This window comes from Sphaerotilus mobilis (assembly GCF_004216565.1).
Taxonomy (GTDB): domain Bacteria; phylum Pseudomonadota; class Gammaproteobacteria; order Burkholderiales; family Burkholderiaceae_C; genus Sphaerotilus; species Sphaerotilus mobilis.
Genome location: NZ_SGWV01000007.1, coordinates 674,870 through 691,669, shown reverse-complemented (window position 1 = coordinate 691,669; position 16,800 = coordinate 674,870). Strand labels below are relative to the sequence as shown.

Sequence of the window (16,800 nt, the reverse complement as noted above, 5' to 3'; positions counted from 1 at the left end):
GGACCGTTCATGGCCGACAGCGCACAAGACAAACAACTGCCAGCAACCGAGCAGCGCCTGAAGAAGGCGCGCGAGGAAGGCCAGGTCGCCCGTTCCCGCGACCTGGGTCACTTCGCGGTGATCGCCGCCGGGCTGTCGCTGGTGATGCTGGCCTCGCCGATGCTCACGCAGTGGCTGCGTGACCTGCTGGCCGCCGGTCTGCGTTTTGACGTCAACGCCGTGGTGCAGCCGCGCATGATGCAAGAGCGCCTGGGCCAGCTGATCGCGCCGGCCTTGCTGATCGCGCTCGGGCTGGGCGGCGTGACCGCGCTGGTGGCGCTGGCCGCTGCGGTGATCTCGGGCGGCTGGAACTTCACGCTCCAGCCGCTGATGCCGAAGTTCTCCAAGCTCAACCCGCTGACCGGACTGGGCCGCATCGTCTCCAAGGCCCAGCTGGGCGACATGCTCAAGGCCTGCCTGCTGGCGCTGCTGTTGGGCGTGATCGGTGCGTCCTACCTCTGGAACCACATCGAGGACTTCGCGCTGACCCAGGCCATGCCGCTGCCGGCGGCCTTTGCCGCTGCGGGCGATCGGGTCGCCTCGGGCCTGTGGCTGCTGCTGCTGGTGCTGGCCGTGTTCGCCGCCGTCGATGTGCCGCTGCAGCGCTTCATGCACCAGTCGCAGCTCAAGATGAGCCTGCAGGAGGTCAAGGAAGAGCACAAGCAGCAAGAAGGCAGCCCCGAGCTGAAGGGCCGCCTGCGCCAGCGCATGCGCGAGGTCTCGCGCCGCCGCATGCTGGCCGCTGTTCCCAGCGCCGACCTGGTCGTGATGAACCCGACCCACTATGCGGTGGCGCTCAAGTACGAGGACGGCAAGCAGGCCGCGCCGCGCATCGTCGCCAAGGGCGCCGACCTGATGGCGCTGAAGATCCGCGACCTGGCCCGCGAGGCCAAGGTGCCTGTGCTGCAGGCCCCGCCGCTGGCGCGGGCGCTCTACACACACGGCGAGGTCGACCGCGAGATTCCCTACGCGCTCTACAGCGCCGTGGCCCAGGTGCTGGCCCATGTGTTCCAGCTGCGCGCCGCCCTGTCGGGCCGGGCGCCCTGGCCGGCCGACCTGCCGGCGATCGCCGTGCCGCCTGAGCTCGATCCCCATCACGTCAAGACCGTGCAAGCCTGATGAAGCTCGACAACGCCCTGCCGTTCCTGGCCCCGCTGCAGCGGGCCTTCGGCGCCAACTCGGCCGCCATCAAGGGCATGGCCGCGCCGCTGCTGATCATCCTCGTGCTGGCGATGATGGTGCTGCCGCTGCCGGCCTTCGCGCTCGACCTGTTCTTCACCTTCAACATCGCCACCGCGCTGATGGTGATGCTGGTGGCGTCCTACATGATCAAGCCGCTGGACTTCTCGGCCTTCCCGACGGTGCTGCTGCTGACCACGCTGTTGCGGCTGTCGCTGAACGTGGCCTCCAGCCGGGTCGTGCTGATGGAGGGCCACACCGGCCCGGGCGCGGCCGGCGCGGTGATCGAGAGCTTTGGCCACTTCCTGATCGGCGGCAACTTTGCGGTCGGCCTGATCGTCTTCGCGATCCTGGTGGTCATCAACTTTGTCGTCATCACCAAGGGTGCGGAACGCATCGCCGAGGTCGGCGCGCGCTTCACGCTGGACGCGATGCCCGGCAAGCAGATGGCGATCGATGCCGACCTGAACGCCGGCAACATCGACGAGAAGGAGGCCAAGCGCCGCCGCGTCGAGGTGCAGGAAGAGGCAGAGTTCTTCGGCTCCATGGACGGTGCCAGCAAGTTCGTGCGCGGCGACGCCATCGCAGGCATCCTGATCCTGTTCATCAACATCATCGGCGGCTTCATCATCGGCATGGTCCAGCACGGCCTTGGCGCTGGCGAGGCGGCCAGCAGCTACATCCTGCTGGCCGTCGGTGATGCGCTGGTCGCGCAGATCCCGGCGCTGCTGATCTCGGTCGCGTCGGCGATGGTGGTCTCGCGGGTGGGCAAGGACCAGGACGTCGGCAACCAGATCGTCGGCCAGATGTTCCGCTCGCCACATTCGGTGGCCATCGTGGCCGGCGTGATCACGCTGCTGGGCGTCATCCCGGGCATGCCGCACCTGGTCTTCCTGATGATCGGTGGCGGCCTGGCGGCGTTGTCGCGCTGGATGTTCAAGGAAGCCGAGCGGGCCCGCGCCACACCACCACCGGCCGAGGCCGCGCCGCCGCCGGCCAACCCCAACGCCGAGGCCAGCTGGGACGATCTGCAGCCGGTTGACACCCTGGGCATGGAGGTCGGCTACCGCCTGATCGCGCTGGTCGACAAGGGCCGTGGCGGCGACCTGCTCAACCGCATCCGCGGGGTGCGCAAGAAGTTCGCCCAGGAGGTCGGCTTCCTGCCGCCGGCCGTGCACATCCGCGACAACCTCGAACTCAAGCCCAGCATGTACCGCATCACGCTGCGCGGCGCGGTGATCGGCGAGGGCGAGGCCTTCCCCGGCATGCACCTGGCGATCAACCCGGGCCATGCCTCGCTGGCCTTGCAGGGGCCGACGACCACCGATCCGGCCTTCGGATTGCCCGCCACCTGGATCGACGAGCGTCAGCGCGAAAGCGCCCAAATGGCGGGGTACACGGTGGTTGATTCCTCGACCGTCGTGGCGACCCATCTCTCACACTTGATGCAGATGAACGCGGCCCGTCTGCTGGGCCGCACCGAGACCCAGGCCCTGGTCGAGCATGTGACCAAGCTGGCGCCCAAACTGATCGAAGACGTGGTTCCCAAGATGATCGCCATCGCCCCCCTGCAAAAGATCCTCCAGCTGCTGCTGGAAGAGGGCGTGCACATCCGCGACATGCGCTCGATCATCGAGGCGCTGGCCGAACACGCCGGCCAGGCGACCGACCCGACCGAGCTGGCCCGCCGCCTGCGCATCGCGCTGGCCCCGGCCATCGTGCAGCAGATCTACGGCAGCTTGCGCGAGCTGGACGTCATCGCCATCGAGCCCGAGCTGGAGCGTCTGCTGTCGCAGGCCCTCAACTCGCCGCATGGCGCGGTGCTCGATCCGGGCGTCGCCGACCACCTCTCGCGCGGTGCCGCCGATGCGGCGCGCCGCCAGGAAGACCTTGGCCACCCGGCCTGCCTGCTGGTGCCGGACTCGATCCGCTCGCAGGTGGCCCGTCTGCTCAAGCGCGCCGCCCCCCGGCTGCGCGTGCTGGGCCACAGCGAGATCCCGGACACCCACTCGATCCGCATCGGCTCGATCATCGGAGCGAACGCATGACCCCGCACGCCCACATCGGTTTGCACACCCACGGGGACGGCGCCGCCTTCCCTGAGTCGGCCCGGCAGGAGGCAGCATGAACGTCAAGCGATTCGTCGGGCGCAACTCCCGCGAGGCGATGCAGAAGGTCCGTCAGGCCTTTGGCGACAACGCGGTCGTGCTGTCCACCAAGCCCTGCACCGAAGGGGTCGAGATCCTGGCCATGCCGCCCGAGAGCGTCGAGCAGATCGAGCGCTTCGGTGAAGGCGTCGCCGCTGGCGTGAGCCGCCCGGCGCCGCTGGCCCCGCGTGCGGCAGCGCCCGCGCCGTCCCGTCACACCTTGCGCGACCGGGCCGAACAGCAGGTCCCGCAGGCCCGTCCGGAACAGCCGGTGCAGGAAGACGTCGGCCAGCTGGCGATGAGCACGCTGTCCTTCCAGGACTATGTGCGCGAGCGCATGCTCAAGAAGCGCCAGGCCGAGATGCGCGCCCAGGCGATGCAGCCGGTGCCTGTCTCGCCCGAGGCGATCGAACAGCGCCTGGCCCGCCGCGACGCGCCGCCCGAGCACCTGCCGACCTATGCCGAGCTGGTCTCGCCGCAGTCTGCCGGCGTCAATGGCGGCGTGATGCACGAAGGCCTGTTGCAGGCCGAGCGTGCGGCCCGCATCGCCCAGCAAAAACAAACGTCCGCGCCGCCGCGCCAGGAGCCGCACGCCCAGCAGGCGGCCCCGTCGCGCCGCAGCCGCCCGGTCCAGCCCGTGCTGGACTCGGAACTCGGCAGTGGCCTGACCACGCCGGCCGAACTCGATGCGCTGCACGGCAGCGACCGCCGCAACAGCAACAGCAGCAGCGCCAGCCGCAGCGGTGCGGCCGACCACGCCATGATGAGCGAGCTGCGCGCCATGAAGGGCCTGATCGAGGAACGCTTCGGCGCGCTGGCCTTCATGGAGCGCCTGCAGAAGAGCCCGAAGCAGGCCCAGCTGACCGCCCGCCTGATCGACTGCGGCTTCTCGCCGGCCCTGATCCGCAAGCTGGTCGACGGCCTCGGTGACGAGGTAGCCGACGAGGCCGCCTGGGCCACCGACATCCTGCAGCGCAACCTGGTCACCGGCGAGGCCGATCCGGCCATCGAGGACCAGGGCGGCGTGTTCGCACTGGTCGGCTCGACCGGCGTGGGCAAGACCACGTCGACCGCCAAGCTCGCCGCCGCCTTCGCCACCCGCCACGGCGCGGCCAACCTCGGCCTGATCACGCTGGACGCCTACCGGCTTGGCGCCCATGAGCAACTGCGCGCCTATGGCCGCATCCTCGGCGTGCCGGTCCACACCGCGCATGACCGCGTCGCGCTGGAAGACCTGCTCGACCTGCTGTCGTCCAAGAAGATGGTGCTGATCGACACCGCCGGCCTGGCCCAGCGCGACTCGCGCACCCGCGAGCTGCTGGAGATGCTGTCGCACCGCTCGATCAAGCGCCTGCTGGTGGTCAATGCCGCTGCGCAGGGCGAGACCATCGAGGACGTGCTGATCGCCTACAAGGCCACGCAGGCCAAGGGCATCGTGCTGTCCAAGGTGGACGAGGCCGTCAAGCTCGGCCCGGCGCTGGACGCGCTGATCCGCCACCGCCTGAAGGTCGTCGCCGTCGCCAACGGCCAGCGCGTGCCGGAAGACTGGCATCGCCTGACCGCCCATGCGCTGATGCAGCGCGCGCTGCGCAACAGCGGCACGCAGGCCTGGCGGCTCGATGCCAACGACGTCAACTTGCTGTTCGCCACCCCGCCGGCACCGCCCGCACCGCGCCGCAGCAGCCGCTCGTCGGCCGCGCCGAGCGCCGGCCGCAGCGGCCGCAGCGACGCCTGATGAGCGCCGCTCGCCGCCCGTCGACCCGCCCCGTCACGTCTCGCCTGCACCGGACGCACAGCACCATGGCCAGCAAGATCCAGCACGCCGCCGCACCGTCGATCGACACGCTGCTGGGTCAACCCGGCCTGCGCCGCAACCACCCGGCCGACCAGGCCGACGGCCTGCGCCGCTTGTTCTCGCAACGCTCGCTGCGCTTCATCCCGGTCGTCTCCAACCCCTTCATCGCCCACGGTGGCGTGCTGATCGAACGCCTGTGCAGCGCGCTTGAACTGATGGAGCTGGACACGCTGCTGGTCGATGCCTCCGAGCGCGGCGCGCCGCCCGAGGAGCTTGCCAGCTTCGACCTTGCCGAGGGCATCGAGCCCTTGTCCAAGCGCGTGCACTACCTCGCCGCCCGTGGCCTGCCGGTGCGTTGGGTCGACAGCCGGGGTTCGACCCGCGGCTTCCTCGATGCCGTGGTCGACGCCGCGCCGCAGGTGCAGGTCGTGCTGGTGCATGCCAGCGCCACCGAGATCGCCCGCTTGTTCGGCCGTGGCGACGCGGCCCTGAGCCGGCCGCGTCCGATCGTGCTGTGCGATGACCAACCCGATGCCATGACCCACGCCTATGCCGCCATGAAGGTCTTCGCCCAGCGCGCCGACTGGCTCAGCCACGACCTGCTGCTGTGTGCGCCGCCCGAGTCGCCCCGCGCCCAGGCCGTCGCCGATCGTCTGGCCCATTGCGCCGACCTGTTCCTGGGCGGCGTGCAGCACAGCAGCGTCCGGGTCGACCCGGCCGAGCCGCCGACCGCCGTGCCCTCGCGGGCCCTCATGGCCCTGGTCGAGGCCGCGCTGGCCGCCGCCGCCGTTCTGGCCGCGAGCGAACAAGACCACGCCGGACTGCGCAGCGCGCTGCCGGCGCCCCGCCTGTCGATGAGCTGATCGCGGAGACCCACATGTACACCGCCAAGGGACAACTTGACGTCAACGCGCTGCTCAAGCAGTACAGCCCGCTGGTGCGCCGGCTGGCCCACCAGATGATCGCCAAGCTGCCCGCCAACGTTGAGATCGACGACCTGATCCAGGTCGGCATGATCGGCCTGACCGATGCACTGAGCCGCTTCGACAGCGGCCAGGGCGTGCAGTTCGAGACCTTCGCCACCCAGCGCATCCGCGGCGCCATGCTCGACGAGCTGCGCGGCACCGACTGGATGAGCCGCGGCAACCGCAAGCATCAGCGTGACATCGAGGGTGCCGTGCACCGCCTCGAACAGCGCCTGGGCCGCACGCCGCAGGAAAGCGAGATCGCCAAGGAACTCGGCGTCACGCTGGCCGAATACCAGGACCTGCTCAACAAGGTGCGTGGCACCCAGCTGATCTATCTGGAGGACATCGGCGGCGACGACGGCGACAACGACTACCTCGACCGCCACGTGGCCGACGAGGGCGGCGATCCGCTGGCGCAGCTCAACGACCACCGCATGCGCCAGGCGTTGGTCGACGCGATCAAGAACCTGCCCGAGCGCGAGCAGTACGTCATGAGCATGTACTACGAGCAGGACATGAACCTCAAGGAAATCGCGGCCGTGCTGGGCGTGACCGAATCTCGGGTCTGCCAACTGCACAGCCAGTCGATCGCCCGCCTGCGCGCCAAGCTGCGCGCCTGGTGAGCGGCGCATCGATGTCGACCTGATTCGGCCTGTCCCGAGTCCATACCTGGAGACCGCCGATGCTGGCTTTTTTCCGCGGTCGCCACCGCGACCCCAACCCGGACCTGCAAACGACCGTACCGGCCGAGCCGACCGGGCCGGTGCTCGACCCTGAACTGATCGGCCGGCTGTCCGGCCAGGCCTCGCAGATCGGCCGTGACGCGGCCCAGGCGCGCGGCGCCATCGAGGACACCCAGAAGGTCGTCGTTCGTCAGGTCGAAGCGCTGGGCGAACTCAACCTCGAACTCGATGCCGTGCAGGCCGCCCAGACGGCGATCGGCGGCGCCACCGAAGCCAGCCTGGCCGCCGTGGCCCATGCCCGCGAGGTCGCACGCCAGGTGGCCGACGAGGTGGCAGGCATCGTCACCGTCCTGCAGCAGGTCTCGGCCGCAGCGGGCGACATCTCCCAGATCGCCTTGCAGACCCGGTTGGTGGCCTTCAACGCCTCGGTCGAGGCCAAGCGGGCCGGCGATGCCGGACGCGGCTTTGGCGTCGTGGCCGATGCGGTGAAGGATCTGGCCGGACGGGTCGAAACGTCGTCCAAGACCATCATGGGCACCTTGAAGCAGCTCGATGAGCGCATCGAAACCTTTTCCCAGGACATCCGGGTCGAGCCAGACCGTGCGCCGACCCGTGGCATCCACCTGGCCTTTGCGCGTGTCGAGGCCGGTGTGGCCCGCATCGACGAGGCCGCCGTGCTCAGCCGCACCACCTGTGCGGCGGTGAGCGACAAGACCCACGTGCTGGGCGCCGAAATGCAAGCCGCCATGATCAACCTCGATGACGCCATGGGCTGCAGCGACCGTTTCCTGAAGCTGTCCGAAAGCCTGATCGACGACCTGGCTGGCAGCGGCATCGAGACCGTCGACACCCCGTTCATCCGCGCGGTCCAGGAAGCCGCCGGGCGTGTCTCGGCAGCCTTCGAGCAGGCCGTGGCGCAGGGCCGCATCTCGATGGCCGACCTGTTCGACGAGCACTACCAGCCGATCGCCGGCACCACCCCGGCGCAGCACCTCGCCCGTCACACGGCCTTGTCCGATGACCTGCTGCCGTCGATCCAGGAACCGATGCTGGGCTGGAGCGACAAGGTCGTCTTCTGCATCGCCACCGACCGCAACGGCTACGTGGCCACCCACAACCGCAAGTACTGCCACCCGCAGCGCGGCGACCTCGCCTGGGACACCGCCAACAGCCGCTACCGCCGCATCTTCAACGACCGCACCGGCCTCGCCTCCGGCCGCAACCAGCGCCCCTTCCTGCTCCAGACCTACCGCCGCGACATGGGCGGCGGCCAGTACGTGCTGATGAAGGAAGCCAGCGCACCGATCCAGGTCGGCGGGCGGCATTGGGGTGGGCTGCGGTTGGCGTTCAAGTTCTAAGCGGCTACTCGGCTGGCACGCTGATGCCACTCGGGTCCAGGCGATGGCCGACCAGGCGAACAATGTCGACGACGCCTGGTCGCTCGACGTACCAGTAGCTCATCGGGTATCCCTCGATGCGCCACGTGCGCAGCCCGGTGATGCCGAGCATTTGGCCCAGCCTGGGTGAACCGATCGCGGGGTTGCTCAGCAGCATCTGTTGGGCCGTGGACAGCGCCCGGACCAGACGTTCAGCGACGTCAGGGCCTGCTGTGAGCCGGTAGTACCGCACCTCGGCCTTGCGGTCCTCGCGGGCGCGAGGTCGCCAGACGCAGACCGTCACGCCAGATCGCCACGGGCAATGGCTTCGAGCTCCTGCCAGTCCTCATCGGTGTCCGGTCGTGGGGCACCGCTGGCCAGTCCGTCTTCGAGCATGCGACGCAGGCGTGCCAGGTCCTGCTCATGCTGGTCGCGCCTGATCAGGTCCCGGACGTATTCGCTGGTGTTGCCATATTGGCCGGACGCGACCCGCTCGGCCACGTAGGCACGAAGCGGTTCGGGCAGCGCAATGTTCATGGTGCTGGTCGTGCTCATGCACCGATGGTGGATGGCTTGGCAATGGTTGTCAACGCGGGCCCGTGCGCCCCTGCACCGTATGCAGCCAATCACAGCGCAGCCATCCGCTGCGGTGCAGGCGGCGTCGCAGCGACCAGTAGCCCAGCGGGAGCAGGTGGCTCGCCAGCGAGAGCGGGAGCCAGTTCCATTCCTGCAGCACCAGCATCACCGGCAGGGCCATCCAGCCCATCACCCAGGCGCAGAGGATGCCGTCGCAGACGGCGGACTCGACCGTGTGGCCTCGGGGGTGGCCAAGGTGCCAGTGCTTGAAATCCTGGAGCTGCTGCAGCGACATTGCGGGCCTCCTGAAGGGACTCGCGCGGGGTCGGCAGGGGATGCGGCAAGGCGGCGAGTTCGGGTTCGACTCTAGTCCTGCCGCTTCCGCTTGTCAGCCAGATGTCAGGCAGGAAACCCGCCTGATTTCGCGTTTCAGGCGTCGCTGCAGCTCAGGCTGCCGCAGCCGGCGATGGCCGCTGCGGGTTCGCAGGCGCGACCTTCGGCAGTGGCCTGGGCGCGGGCCTGTTCGGCCTCGGCGATCACCGAGGCCAGGCCGGCATCGGCGGCGCGGGCGTGGCCGTCGAACCACTGGACCAGGCCGGGCAGCAGCTCGCCCAGCAGTTCCACCTGACCTTGTTCGACGATGCGCTTGCGCACCTCGTGCAGGACCGTCAGCACCTGCGTGTGCTGCAGGCTGTGGCAGTTCTCGGCAGCGAAGCCGTTGGCCTGCATCCAGGCGTCCTCGCGGCCGAAGTGGTCGGTGGTGTGCGCGATCAGCTCGTCGTAGACCGGCAGCAGCGTGGCCGCGTCAGCACCGCGCACGGCCTCGACCCGGTCCAGCAGGTCGATGAACTCCCGGTGGGTCTGGTCCATCTCGGCGTGGCCGGTGGCGAGTTCGTCGGTCCAGGCGAGCAGCGTCATCGTGGGGCTCCATGTCGTTCGGTCAGGCAAGGCGGCGGAGCTTAGACGACGCGCCGGGGCGCGGACTTGCGTCAGGACAAGAGACGCCAGCTTGCGTCAGGACAAGAGACGCAAGCCCGTGCCCCGTCAGTCTCAGCCGATCACGGGTAGAGCCCGCGCTCCTGCCGCGCCATCAGGATGCGTTCGCAGGCGACCGCGAAGGTGGCGGTGCGCAGCGTGATGCGGTAGCGGTCGGCGGTGTCCCAGATGCGGCGCAGCGCGTCGACCATGATCTTGTCCAGCCGCAGGTTGATCTCGTCCTCGCTCCAGAAGAAGCTGGAGAAGTCCTGCACCCACTCGAAATAACTGACCGTCACGCCGCCGGCGTTGCAGATCACGTCGGGCACGACCAGCACGCCGCGCTCGGCCAGCGCGTCATCGGCCTCGGGCAGGGTGGGGCCGTTGGCGCCTTCGAGCACCAGCTTCGCCTTCAGCCGTTCGACCCGTGCCGGGGTGATGACGCCTTCGAGCGCCGCCGGGATCAGCACGTCGCAATCGAGGTCCCAGAAGGCCTCGTCGTCGATCCGTTCGGCGCCACTCGGGTGGCCGGCAAAGCCCGCCACGCCGCCCTGGCGCTTGACCAGCGGCAGCAGCTCGGACAGGTCCAGCCCCTTGGGGTTGACGATGGTGCCGGTGTGGTCCTGCACCGCAACGATCTTGGCGCCGGCCTGGCCGAACAGCTCGGCCGCCGCCGAGCCGACGTTGCCGAAGCCCTGCACCATCACCTTGGCGCCGTCGAGGTCCAGCCCGATGCGGCGTGCCGCCTCGCGGCCGGTGACAAACACACCGCGCCCGGTCGCCTTGACCCGGCCCAGCGAGCCGCCCAGGTGGATGGGCTTGCCGGTGACGACACCGCTGGCCGAGCCACCGATGTTCATCGAGTAGGTGTCCATCATCCACGCCATGATCTGCGGGTTGGTGCCCACGTCCGGCGCCGGGATGTCCTGATTCGGGCCGATGATGATGCCGATCTCGCTGGTGTAGCGCCGCGTCATGCGCTCCAGTTCCTTGGTCGACAGGCTGCGCGGATCGACCCGGATGCCGCCCTTGGCGCCGCCGTAGGGCAGGTTGACGGCGGCGTTCTTGACCGTCATCCAGGCCGACAGCGCCATCACCTCTTCCAGCGTCACGTCCGGGTGGTAGCGCACACCGCCCTTGCCGGGGCCACGGCTCAGGTTGTGCTGAACCCGGTAGCCCTCGAAGTGGCGGACGCTGCCGTCGTCCATCTCGATGGGCACGTCGACGATCAGCGCGCGCTTCGGGCGCTTGAGCGTCTCGCCCCAGCGGGCCAGGTCGCCCAGGTAGGGCAGCACCCGGTCGACCTGAGACAGATACGTGCTCCAGGGACTGTGGGCGGACGGGTGGATGTAGGACAGGGGTGCGTGGGACATGTCGTGTGCGGCCCGCTCGTGACGGGCTGGTCTGCCGTGGTGGAGCGGCCAATGTAGGAGCCGCTCCCCGCGCCTGAGCACCGACGTGATGCAAGGCCGACATGCCGACCGGGCGTGGACTTCATCCGTGTACGGCCGGTCTGGCACCGGCCTGTCAGGCGTTCAGCGCCCGAACTCGTCACCCAGCTCGCGGGCGCGGGTCTGTGCGGCCAGCATCGCGGCGATGAAGGCCGGGCCCACGCCAGCGGCGTCCATCGATGTCAGCGCGGCATAGGTCGTGCCGCCCTTGGACGTGACCCGCTCGCGCAGCGTTGCCGGTGTCTCCGGGCTGCGCCGCGCCAGCTCGGTCGCGCCGGCAAACGTGGCGATCGCGAGCTGCTTGCCGGCCTCGGCACCCAGGCCCATGCGCTCGGCCGCCGCCATCATGGTCTCGATGAAGTGGAAGACATAGGCCGGACCGGACCCCGACAGCGCGGTCACGGCGTCCAGGTCGCTCTCCTGCGCCACCCACAGCCGCTCGCCGGTGGCGGCCAGCAGGTGCTCGACCAGCGCACGATCCGCCGCCGTCACGGCCGCGCGGGCATACAGGCCGGTGATGCCCATGCCGATCAGCGCCGGCGTGTTGGGCATGCTGCGCACGACCCGCTCGGTGCCGGCCGCCTGCGCGATCGCGTCGCTGCGGATGCCCGCCATCACCGACAGGTGCAGCGCCCCGCCGACATGCGCCGCGCAAGGCCCGGCCGCATCCTTGAAGCTCTGCGGCTTGACGGCCCAGACGCACGCATCGGCCCGCGCCAGCGCCGGCCCGGCCTCTGCCAGCGCCTCGATCCCGAAGTCCGCCCGCAGCTTGTCGCGCTGCACGTCCCAGGGCTCGACCACAAGCAGCCGCCCCACCGGCGTCCCGCCGCGGATCAGCCCGCCGATGATGGCGCTGGCCATGTTGCCGCCGCCGATGAAGGCGAGGGTGGGGGAGGAGGGGGTGCTCATGTTCGGCGGCTCTCGGGATTGGGGTTGGTTGTGGACGGACTGGAAAAGTCGTACGAATGTGCGTCGATACGGTTTGGCAAGGAAAACTGGGTACCGCTCAGATCGTCACGCTCCTGAGGCGGGCTATCTTCGCGGCCGTCTTCGAGGAAGTCGGCGGGCAGGCCTGCGAGAGCGTCGACCACCGCAATGGCATCAGGTCGGTCCTCATCGATGTTCATGTTTGGGTCGATCGTCATGGCTCGGGCTCCAGCGGCCGAGGAATATACGGCTAGTCCGATCCATCAATCCGATCGCCCCGCCCCCGCCAGCAAGGTCGCATTCCCCCCCGCAGCCGCCGTGTTGACCGTCAAGGTCTGTTCGCTGCAGAAGCGGTAGAGGTAGTGCGGTCCGCCGGCCTTGGGGCCGGTGCCGGACTGGCCTTCGCCGCCGAAGGGCTGGACGCCGACCACCGCGCCGATCATGTTGCGGTTGACGTAGACGTTGCCGACGCGGGCGCGGTCGGCGATGCGCTGGGCGCGGCCGTCGATGCGGCTGTGCACGCCCAGCGTCAGGCCGTAGCCCATGGCGTTGATGCCGTCGACCAGCGCGTCGACCGGGCCGGTCCAGCGCAGCACATGCAGCACCGGGCCGAAGACCTCCTCGCGCATCGCCTCCAGGCCCGCAATCTCGTAGGCGACCGGGGCGATGTGGGTGGTTGCACACGTCGCCGGCAGCGCCGTGCGGGCGATGCGCCGGGCGCTGGCGTCCAGGCGTTCGACATGGGCCGACAAGTGGGCGTGCGCTTCGGCGTCGATCACCGGACCGACGTCGACCGCCCAGCTGCTGGCCGCGTCGCGCGGATCGCCCAGGCGCAGCTCGGCCATGGCGCCGGCCAGCATCTCCAGCAGCTTGTCGGCCACTTCCTCGTGCACACACAGCAGGCGCAGCGCCGAACAGCGCTGGCCGGCGCTGCGGAAGGCGCTCTGCACGACCGCGTCGACGACCTGCTCGGGCAGTGCGCTGGAGTCCACCACCATCGCGTTGAGCCCGCCGGTCTCGGCGATCAGCGGCACGATCGCGCCCGGCCGGTCGGCCAGCGTGCGGTGGATGGCGCGCGCCACGGCGGTCGAACCGGTGAAGCAGACGCCGCCGCAGGCCGGATGCCCGACCAGCGCCGCGCCGACCGTCTCGCCCGGGCCCGGCAGCAAGGTGAGCGCCTGCTCCGGCAAGCCGGCGTCCTGCAGCAGGGCGACGAAGGCCGCCGCCACTGCCGGGGTCTGTTCGGCCGGCTTGGCAGCGACCGTGTTGCCGGCGACCAGGGCCGCGACCACCTGGCCGGCAAAGATCGCCAGCGGGAAGTTCCACGGGCTGATGCAGACGAACACGCCTCGGCCATGCAGGCGCAGCGTGTTGCGCTCGCCGGTCGGGCCGGGCAGTTCCTGCGGCGCCAGCCGGGTCGACGCCTGTTCGGCGTAGTAGCGGCAGAAGTCGATCGCCTCGCGCACCTCGGCCACCGCGTCACCGAGGGTCTTGCCGCCTTCATGGACCAGCCGTGCGCAGAACTCGTCCAGGCGCGCTTCGAGCTGGTCGGCGGCGCGTTGCAGCACGGCGCAGCGGTGGTCCAGCGGCGTGGCGTTCCAGCTCGGTTGGAAGCGGGCCAGTGCGCGCATCGCGGCATCGGCCTCGGCGAGGCTCGCATCGGCCGGTCGTGCGTGTCCCCGATGACGCCAGGCGTCGAGCGCCGCCAGCAGCGGCAGCCGATGCGCGGCGATGTGCGGATCGCGGCCGGCGCTGTTGGCGCGGCCGGCGCCGTACAGCGCCGTCGGCAGCGGCAAGGTCGACCGGGCCGGCGGCAGCAGCGGCGAGGCCAGCAGCGTCGGCAGGTCCACCGTCGGGTCGGCCAGCTGGTGGACGAAGGAGCTGTTCGCGCCGTTCTCCAGCAGCCGTCGCACCAGATAGGCCAGCAGGTCGCGGTGCTCGCCGACCGGCGCGTAGATGCGCAGCGGCGGCGCGTCAGGACGGCCCGCCAGGCTGGCTTCGACCTCCCGATGCACCGCCTCGCCCATGCCGTGCAGGCGCTGGAACTCGTAGCGCGGGGTGGTCGGGTGCGCGGCACCCACGGCCGGCTGGGCCATTTGCAGGATGGCGGCCAGCGTGACCGCGTTGTGGGTGGCGAACTGCGGGTAGACGCAGTCCGGCGCGGCCAGCAAGGCCTGCGCGCAGGCCAGGTAGCTCAGATCCGTGTGGCGCTTGTCGGTCCAGACCGGGTAGGCGGCCAGGCCCAGCTCCTGCGCCCGCTTGATCTCGCTGTCCCAGTAGGCGCCCTTGACCAGCCGCACCATCAGGCGTCGGCCGTGGGTGCGGGCGATGGCGATCACGGCGGCGACCGTGTCCAGAGCGCGGGTCTGATAGGCCTGCACCGCCAGGCCCAGGCCCTGCCACTGCGGATGGGCGCTGCGGGCGTGCGCGGCCAGCGCGTCCAGCACCCACAGCGACAGCTCCAGGCGTTCGCTCTCTTCGGCGTCCAGCGTCAGGTTGATGTTGGCCCGCGCGGCCGCGTCGACCAGGCCGATGACACGCGGCAGCAGGCGCTGCGCCACGGTGTCGGCATGGGCCGCCTCGTAGCGGGCATCGAGCGCCGACAGCTTGATCGAGATGCCGTCGGCCGATTCCGGCGACGCGGCACGGCCCTGTGCGCCGATGGCGGCGATGGCGCCGTGGTAGGCCGCCAGGTAGCGCTGCGCGTCGGCGTCGGTGCGGGCACCTTCGCCCAGCATGTCGTAGCTGTGCACGCGGCTGCGGTGCTCGGCCCGGTCGGCGCGGGCGGTCTTCAAGGCCTCGCCGATGGACTGACCCAGCACGAACTGGCGGCCCAGCAGTTGGATGGCGCGCACGGTGGCCGCCACCACGGTCTGCCCGCCCAGCCGGGCCAGCAGCCCGGGCTGGCCGGCGCCGTCGGTCTCCGGCAGCAGGCGGCGCGAGAAGTCCAGCGAACGTGCCGCCAGCGCCGCGACCAGCGGGTGCGCGCTGGCACCGCTGCGCTGATGTTCGGCCGCATGGGCGCTGAAGTCGGCCCGGCCCAGCTGGTCAGCGGTCAGGGCCATGGCGGTGGCCGTGTCCGGCACCCGCAGCAAGGCCTCGGCCAGCCGCATCAGCGCCAGGCCTTCGGCGCTGGAGATGGGGTATTCGTGCAGCAGCGATTCCAGCGCCCAGAAAGGGGCCGGCTGGCGCCGCACCGCCTCGACCCAGGGGGCGGCCGTGGCCATCACCCGCGACCACGCCAGCGGCGCCTGCGCGGCCGGCCCCGTCAGGGCGCCCAGCAGGCGCTGAACTTGCTCGATCTCGTCGCGCAGCGGGGACGGCAGACGGTCACCCGCCAGCGGCGACAGGGCCGTTGGCGTGGGCTGGAATGGGCTCTGGGAAGGCTGGGTCTGGATCATCGCGAACCTCGGCGTCTTTGGTGAATGCCGCAACAGTACGCTTGCCACCCTTGAATTTTTCGCCAAAGATGGTGGTCGGCACCGCAAGAAATCCAATGCACAGGGAGCCATGAAAACCATCGCCGACCTCGACAAGACCGATCGCAAGATCCTGCGCCTGCTGCAGACCGACGGCCGCATCTCCAACCTCAAGCTCGCCGAGGCGGTGCACCTGTCGCCCACCGCGGTGCTCGAACGGGTGCGTCGCCTGACCCGCGACGGCTATGTGCTCGGCTACGAGGCCCGGCTCAACCCCAAGCTGCTCGACGCCGGGCTGATGGTCTTTGTCGAAGTCCTGCTCGACCGCACGGTGCACGACGTCATGGACACCTTCAAGGCCGCCGTCCAGGTCCGCCCCGAGATCCTCGAAGCCCACCTCGTCGCCGGCGGCTTCGACTACCTCCTGAAGACCCGCGTTGCCGACATGGCCGCCTACCGCGAGTTCATCGGCAGCGTGATCTGGACGCTGCCGGGTGTGCGGGAGACTCGCACCTATGTGGTGATGGAAGAAGTCAAGAACACGGCGGCGATCGAAATCTGAGCGGCCGTCTGGCTCTCTGCGCGCGCTGACCCCGTGGCGGACCCTGTCTGGAAACCGGCCGCGCGCCCAAGGAGCCCACTTTCATGTCCTGGATCGACACCCTCGGCTACGCCGGTGCCCTGCTGACCTTGGCGACGTTTTCGATGAAGACCATGCTGCACCTGCGCATGGCGGGCATCGCCGCGAACCTGGCCTTCATCTCGTATGGGGCGGTCGGCAGCGTCTACCCGGTGCTCTTGCTGCACCTGACGCTGTTGCCGCTGAACGTGTGGCGGCTGCGGCAGCTGCTGCGGCTGACCCGGCAGATCCGGGAGGCGAGCCTCGGGAGGCTGTCGATCGACTGGCTCAAGCCGTTTTCGCGTTCGCGCCAGGTGGCGGCCGGCGAGACGCTGTTCCGGCGGGGGGATGCGGCCGACGAGGTCAGCTTCGTGCTCGGCGGGCGCTTCCGGGCGGTCGAGGCGGATGTCGCATTGACGGAAGGGGACGTGATCGGCGAACTGGGCCTGATCACCCGCGAACACCGGCGCACCCAGACGGTGGTCTGCGAACAGGCCGGCACGCTGCTGATGCTGAGCTACGACGAGGTTCGGCAGATGTACTTCCAGAACCCGGCTTTCGGCTTCTTCTTCCTGGAACTGGTTGCCGAGCGCCTGTCGCGGGATGCGCAGCGAACGCTGGCCGCAGCTGCGCCGTTGCGTTGATG

The 16,800-nt window shown here is 69.8% G+C and carries 16 protein-coding genes; 8 read left to right on the top strand and 8 right to left on the bottom strand.

The genetic code is table 11. The features are described from left to right. Window positions 1-9: 9 nt before the first annotated feature. The 6 genes from flhB (at window position 10) to EV685_RS03320 (ending at window position 8,169) form a co-directional block, all read left to right on the top strand. The gene (gene flhB / locus EV685_RS03345) at window positions 10-1,158 is read left to right on the top strand and encodes a flagellar biosynthesis protein FlhB (protein WP_130480535.1); all 1,149 of its coding nucleotides are present in this window, start codon (window positions 10-12) and stop codon (window positions 1,156-1,158) included. Between the two features lie 77 nt (window positions 1,159-1,235). Then, window positions 1,236-3,266, top strand: coding sequence for a flagellar biosynthesis protein FlhA (flhA, locus tag EV685_RS03340; RefSeq protein ID WP_242615439.1), 2,031 nt, complete (start codon window positions 1,236-1,238; stop codon window positions 3,264-3,266). A gap of 76 nt (window positions 3,267-3,342) precedes the next feature. Further along, window positions 3,343-5,100, top strand: coding sequence for a flagellar biosynthesis GTPase FlhF (flhF, locus tag EV685_RS03335; RefSeq protein ID WP_130480533.1), 1,758 nt, complete (start codon window positions 3,343-3,345; stop codon window positions 5,098-5,100). Between the two features lie 65 nt (window positions 5,101-5,165). Continuing rightward, on the top strand, window positions 5,166-6,023 hold the full coding sequence (locus tag EV685_RS03330) for a flagellar biosynthesis protein (protein ID WP_242615392.1): 858 nt from the start codon (window positions 5,166-5,168) through the stop codon (window positions 6,021-6,023). Window positions 6,024-6,037: 14 nt separating this feature from the next. After that, window positions 6,038-6,751, top strand: coding sequence for an RNA polymerase sigma factor FliA (locus EV685_RS03325; RefSeq protein ID WP_130480532.1), 714 nt, complete (start codon window positions 6,038-6,040; stop codon window positions 6,749-6,751). 59 nt (window positions 6,752-6,810) lie between these two features. Beyond that, on the top strand, window positions 6,811-8,169 hold the full coding sequence (locus EV685_RS03320; protein ID WP_130480531.1) for a methyl-accepting chemotaxis protein: 1,359 nt from the start codon (window positions 6,811-6,813) through the stop codon (window positions 8,167-8,169). A 4-nt stretch (window positions 8,170-8,173) separates the two neighbouring features. On the opposite strand, the gene EV685_RS03315 is transcribed toward EV685_RS03320, so the two are convergent. The 8 genes from EV685_RS03315 to EV685_RS03280 form a co-directional block, all read right to left on the bottom strand. Beyond that, complete coding sequence (locus tag EV685_RS03315; RefSeq protein WP_130480530.1) at window positions 8,174-8,491, bottom strand: type II toxin-antitoxin system RelE/ParE family toxin; 318 nt, start codon at window positions 8,489-8,491, stop codon at window positions 8,174-8,176. Beyond that, a complete protein-coding gene (locus EV685_RS03310) occupies window positions 8,488-8,742 on the bottom strand; it encodes a type II toxin-antitoxin system ParD family antitoxin (protein WP_242615391.1) in 255 nt (84 codons plus the stop codon). The genes EV685_RS03315 and EV685_RS03310 overlap by 4 nt, the downstream gene beginning before the upstream one ends. Window positions 8,743-8,773: 31 nt before the next feature. Beyond that, entirely contained in the window at window positions 8,774-9,058 is a 285-nt protein-coding gene (locus EV685_RS03305; RefSeq protein ID WP_130480529.1) for a hypothetical protein, read from the bottom strand. Between the two features lie 134 nt (window positions 9,059-9,192). Then, entirely contained in the window at window positions 9,193-9,681 is a 489-nt protein-coding gene (locus EV685_RS03300) for a bacteriohemerythrin (protein ID WP_130480528.1), read from the bottom strand. A 140-nt stretch (window positions 9,682-9,821) separates the two neighbouring features. Then, window positions 9,822-11,111, bottom strand: coding sequence for a Glu/Leu/Phe/Val family dehydrogenase (locus EV685_RS03295; protein WP_130480527.1), 1,290 nt, complete (start codon window positions 11,109-11,111; stop codon window positions 9,822-9,824). Window positions 11,112-11,273: 162 nt separating this feature from the next. Further along, a complete protein-coding gene (gene proC, locus EV685_RS03290; RefSeq protein WP_130480526.1) occupies window positions 11,274-12,098 on the bottom strand; it encodes a pyrroline-5-carboxylate reductase in 825 nt (274 codons plus the stop codon). Next, window positions 12,095-12,334: a hypothetical protein gene (locus EV685_RS03285; protein WP_130480525.1), complete on the bottom strand. Its 240-nt coding sequence runs from the start codon at window positions 12,332-12,334 to the stop codon at window positions 12,095-12,097. Before EV685_RS03285 ends, proC begins: the two co-directional genes overlap by 4 nt. Window positions 12,335-12,379: 45 nt before the next feature. Continuing rightward, window positions 12,380-15,517 carry an L-glutamate gamma-semialdehyde dehydrogenase gene (locus EV685_RS03280; protein ID WP_130480524.1) on the bottom strand — a complete coding sequence of 1,046 codons (3,138 nt, stop codon included), beginning with the start codon at window positions 15,515-15,517 and terminating at the stop codon, window positions 12,380-12,382. 109 nt (window positions 15,518-15,626) lie between these two features. Between EV685_RS03280 and EV685_RS03275 the strand changes: the two genes are divergently transcribed. Next, window positions 15,627-16,097, top strand: coding sequence for an Lrp/AsnC ligand binding domain-containing protein (locus tag EV685_RS03275; protein WP_130480523.1), 471 nt, complete (start codon window positions 15,627-15,629; stop codon window positions 16,095-16,097). An 83-nt stretch (window positions 16,098-16,180) separates the two neighbouring features. Beyond that, window positions 16,181-16,798: a Crp/Fnr family transcriptional regulator gene (locus EV685_RS03270; RefSeq protein ID WP_130480522.1), complete on the top strand. Its 618-nt coding sequence runs from the start codon at window positions 16,181-16,183 to the stop codon at window positions 16,796-16,798. Window positions 16,799-16,800: the final 2 nt, after the last annotated feature.